This is a genomic window from Mesorhizobium sp. (assembly GCF_017306585.1).
In the GTDB taxonomy this organism is placed as follows: domain Bacteria; phylum Pseudomonadota; class Alphaproteobacteria; order Rhizobiales; family Rhizobiaceae; genus Mesorhizobium.
Map to the genome: position 1 here is coordinate 1 of NZ_JAFKIC010000331.1, position 3,912 is coordinate 3,912.

Annotated in this window: 4 protein-coding genes; 3 read left to right on the forward strand and 1 reads right to left on the reverse strand. The window is 65.7% G+C overall.

The genetic code is table 11. The annotated features are described in order from the left end of the window. The 3 genes from J0I79_RS34200 to choV form a co-directional block, all read left to right on the forward strand. The coding region (locus tag J0I79_RS34200) for a glycine betaine ABC transporter substrate-binding protein (protein ID WP_292870338.1) at positions 1-288 on the forward strand (288 nt) is incomplete at its 5' end. A gap of 139 nt (positions 289-427) precedes the next feature. Continuing rightward, on the forward strand, positions 428-1,282 hold the full coding sequence (gene choW / locus J0I79_RS34205; protein WP_292870341.1) for a choline ABC transporter permease subunit: 855 nt from the start codon (positions 428-430) through the stop codon (positions 1,280-1,282). Continuing rightward, positions 1,279-2,460 carry a choline ABC transporter ATP-binding protein gene (gene choV, locus J0I79_RS34210; protein WP_292870344.1) on the forward strand — a complete coding sequence of 394 codons (1,182 nt, stop codon included), beginning with the start codon at positions 1,279-1,281 and terminating at the stop codon, positions 2,458-2,460. Before choW ends, choV begins: the two co-directional genes overlap by 4 nt. Positions 2,461-2,473: 13 nt before the next feature. Here choV and J0I79_RS34215 read toward each other — a convergent pair whose 3' ends face one another. Continuing rightward, on the reverse strand, positions 2,474-3,883 hold the full coding sequence (locus J0I79_RS34215) for an ATP-binding protein (protein WP_292870347.1): 1,410 nt from the start codon (positions 3,881-3,883) through the stop codon (positions 2,474-2,476). Positions 3,884-3,912 lie beyond the last annotated feature (29 nt).

Genomic DNA, 3,912 nt, shown 5'->3' on the forward strand with positions numbered 1-3,912 from the left:
GACGGCATGGGCGACAGCGGCTTCGGCGCCGCCACCGTCTCGACCAACGTGCGCAAGGGCTACATGACCGAGTGCCCGAACGCCGGCAAGTTCATCGCCAACCTGAAGTTCAACCTCGACATGGAAGGCCAGATGATGGACGCCATCCTCAAGGGCGGCGACGCCCAGAAGGTGGCGACAGACTGGCTGAAGAAGAACCCGGACGCCGTTGCCCCGTGGATCGCCGGCGTGACCACCTTCGACGGCGGCGATGCGGCGGCGGCAATCAAGACCGCGCTCGGAAGCTGAGCCGACTGTGATTTCGGCATAGCCGAAATATAAGGGCAGCCATTCTGGAAAAGGCTGCCCTTTTTCATATGCTGTGAGAAGATGACGCAGCGACAGCGGAGACCGAGGGCAGGGCGGTCTCGTGCAGGAGAGGGGCGATATGGATCCGATTTCCAAATTCCTGGTCGACTACAAGATTCCCATCGGACCGTGGGGCAAGGCGTTCTTCGGCTTCCTGACCGACCATTTCGACACGGTGTTCAGGGCCTTTTCCAATGGCCTGAATTTCATCCTCGACGGGCTGGTCAACATCCTGCTGATGGTGCCGCCGGTGCTGCTCGCCCTGCTCATCGCCATCGTCGCCTGGCTCTTGCAGCGTTCGCGGCCGCTCGCCATCGGCGTCTTCCTCGGCCTGATCTTCATCATCAACCAGAACCTCTGGAAGCAGACCGTGCAGACGCTGGTGCTGGTCGTCGCGGCCGCCGCCATGGCGATGGCCATCGGCGTGCCGCTCGGCATCTGGGCGGCGCACAAGCCCAAGGTCTACCGCGTCATGTTGCCGGTGCTCGACCTGATGCAGACCCTGCCGACCTTCGTCTACCTGATCCCGGTGCTGACGCTGTTCGGCCTCGGCAACGCGCCCGGCCTCATCGTCACCATCATCTTCGTCATCCCGACCGCGGTCCGGCTCACCCATCTCGGCGTCGTCTCGGTGCCGAAGTCGATCATCGAGGCCGGCGAGGCGTTCGGCGCCACCAAGCGCCAGCTGTTGTGGAAGGTGGAACTGCCCTCGGCGCTACCCACCATCATGGCCGGGCTCACCCAGTCGATCATGCTGTCGCTGTCGATGGTGGTGTTCGCGGCCCTCATTGGCGCCGGCGGGCTCGGCACCGAAATCAACCGGGCGCTCGGTTCGCGCCGCATCGACCTCGGGCTTGAAGCCGGGCTCGCCATTGTCGTGCTCGCCATCGTGCTCGACCGCATGACCCGTATTGGCGTTGGAGGCAAGAAATGACCGTCGCCGTCGATTTCAAGAACGTCGACATCGTCTTCGGCGCCGACCAGGCGGGTTCGCTGGCGCTCATCGACAAGGGCGCCACGCGCGCCGAAATCCTTGAGAAGACGGGCAATGTGCTGGGCTGCGCGGGAGCGAGCCTCACCGTGCACGAAGGCGAGATCTCGGTGCTGATGGGCCTGTCGGGTTCCGGCAAGTCGACCCTGCTTCGGGCCGTCAACCGGCTCAATGTGGTCTCGCGCGGCCAGGTCCTGGTCAAGGACGGCGACAGGACGGTCGATGTCGTCACCTGCGACGAAGCGACCTTGCGGCGGCTGCGTCAGAAGCAGGTGGCGATGGTTTTCCAGCAGTTCGGCCTGTTGCCCTGGCGCACGGTGGAGGAAAATGTCGGCCTCGGCCTCGAACTCGCCGGCGTGCCGGACGCCGAGCGCAAGGAGCGGGTGCACAAGCAGCTCAAGCTGGTCAATCTCGACCAGTGGTCGAAGAAATACGCGCATGAGCTTTCGGGCGGCATGCAGCAGCGTGTCGGCCTGGCCCGCGCCTTCGCCACGGAAGCGCCGATCCTTTTGATGGACGAGCCGTTTTCCGCGCTCGACCCGCTGATCCGCACCAAGCTGCAGGACGAGTTGCTGCAACTGCAGGCGGAGCTGAAGAAGACCATCATCTTCGTCAGCCACGACCTCGAGGAAGCGCTGAAGATCGGCAGCCATATCACCATCATGGAGGGTGGGCGCATCGTCCAGACCGGCGCGCCCGAGGATATCGTGCTGCGTCCCGCCAACGACTATGTTCGCGACTTCATCGCCAATGTGAATCCGCTGTCGGTGCTGACCGCCTGGAACGTCATGCGCGACCGGCGCGATCTCGAACAGGGCGCCGACGGCTGGGTCTGGCTCGACCGCCGCAAGACGACGCGTTTCAGGATCGACGACCATGGGCTGGTGGCGGCGGCCGAGCGCGACGGCAAGCCGGCGGTGTGGGTGTCCTGCGCCGATGTCGAGGGCCAGTCGGAGGAGGCGGGGCAAGTGTTTTGGGCCAATCCCGGCACGCCGCTGAAAACGGTGATGCTGGCCATGCACCGCTCGCAGACCGCGCCGGTGGCGCTGTTCGACGAAGGCTCGCGCTTCGTCGGCGCGATCGGCATCCGCGACGTGCTGAGCGCGGTGCTGCGGCGGTAGTTTTTCCGCTGCCTCAGGCCGCCAGCGGCAAACTCAACTCGGTCAGAAGGCCGCCCTGCGGGTGGTTGGACAGGCGGATTTCGCCGCCGGCGGCGCGCGCGATGTTGCGCGCTATGGTCAAGCCCAGGCCGAGGCCGCCGGTCTGGCGGTTGCGGGACTGTTCGAGGCGCACGAAGGAGCCGAACACGGCATCGATCTGGGCCTGCGGAATGCCGGGTCCTTCGTCGCGGATGGCAAGCGTGATCGTCTCGTCCGACCGGTGCAGGCTGAGATGCGCCCGTTTGCCGTAGGTGACGGCATTCTGCACCAGATTGGTGACGCAGCGCTTCAGCGCCACCGGCCGCGCCATGCAGATCAGCCCGCGCGAGCGGTCGTCGTCATTGTCGAAGGAGACAGTGTCATAGCTGTCGGCGATGGATTCGACGAGCGACCAGAAATCGATCCGCTCGGCCTTCTCTTCGGTCACCTCGAACTTGGCGAAGTCTATCACCGAACTGGCGATGCTTTCGATGTCGGCCAAGTCGTGGGCGAGCGCCTCGCGCGCCGGCGATTTGCGCAGCAGCTCCAGGCGCAGCCGCATCCTGGTCATCGGCGTGCGCAGATCGTGCGCCAGGGCCGCCGCCAGATGCTCGCGGTCCTCGACATATTCGCGCAGCCGTGTCTGCATCGAGTTGATCGCCTTGGCGGCGGCGCGCACCTCGCGGCTGCCGCTCTCGGCGATCGGCGGGCTCTTCAGGTCGTTGCCGATCCGGTTGACGGCGGTTTCCATCATCCGGTAGGGCGCGGTGAGCCGGCGCAGCGACCAGATCGACATGATCACCACCAGGCCGGCGATGAGCGAGTAGAGCGGCAGGCTGTCGACGCTCAGGATCGGGCCGACAGGCGTGATCGGTTCGGTGAAGTTCAGCCACTGTCCGTCGGCGAAGCGCAGCGATGCCGTCAGCTTGTCGCTCTGGGCAAAGTCGGCGGCCAGCACCAGGAGGTCGCGCTCGACCTGGCCGATATCGGGTCCCGACACCGCGCCGCTGGCGTCGTCGGCCTCGCGGGTGGCCGGGTCGCGGCGCACGCGTGCGTCGGTGACGCCGAATTTCGACAGCCGGCCGACCAGGATGTCTTCAAGTTCGGCCAGTTCGTCGTCGCCGGCGATCGAGGAGGTGACGGCCGGGGTGTCGGAGACGGTGAGCGCGTAGGTCGAGTTGAACAGGCCGGCCGCGGTCGCCGGGCGCTGCTCGGGGGTCGCCTCGCTCATCAGCTGCACCAGCGAGAAGGCGCGGTCGTTGAGGCGATAGAGGTCGACCACGTCATTGGCGGCGGCGCGGTCGCGCGACACGATATAAAGGGTCGCGACCTGGCTGATCAGCAACCCGGCAATGACGATCAGCAGCACCCAGACGGGCAGGGTCTGCGGCAGGAAACGTCTCATTCGGAGGTGGTCTCGGGCAGGAACTGGTA

Bases quoted from the DNA above. Each gene is read 5' to 3' on its own strand.
- choW (WP_292870341.1), top strand. From the start codon at position 428: ATGGATCCGATTTCCAAATTCCTGGTCGACTACAAGATTCCCATCGGA.
- choV (WP_292870344.1), top strand. From the start codon at position 1,279: ATGACCGTCGCCGTCGATTTCAAGAACGTCGACATCGTCTTCGGCGCC.
- J0I79_RS34215 (WP_292870347.1), bottom strand. From the start codon at position 3,883: ATGAGACGTTTCCTGCCGCAGACCCTGCCCGTCTGGGTGCTGCTGATC.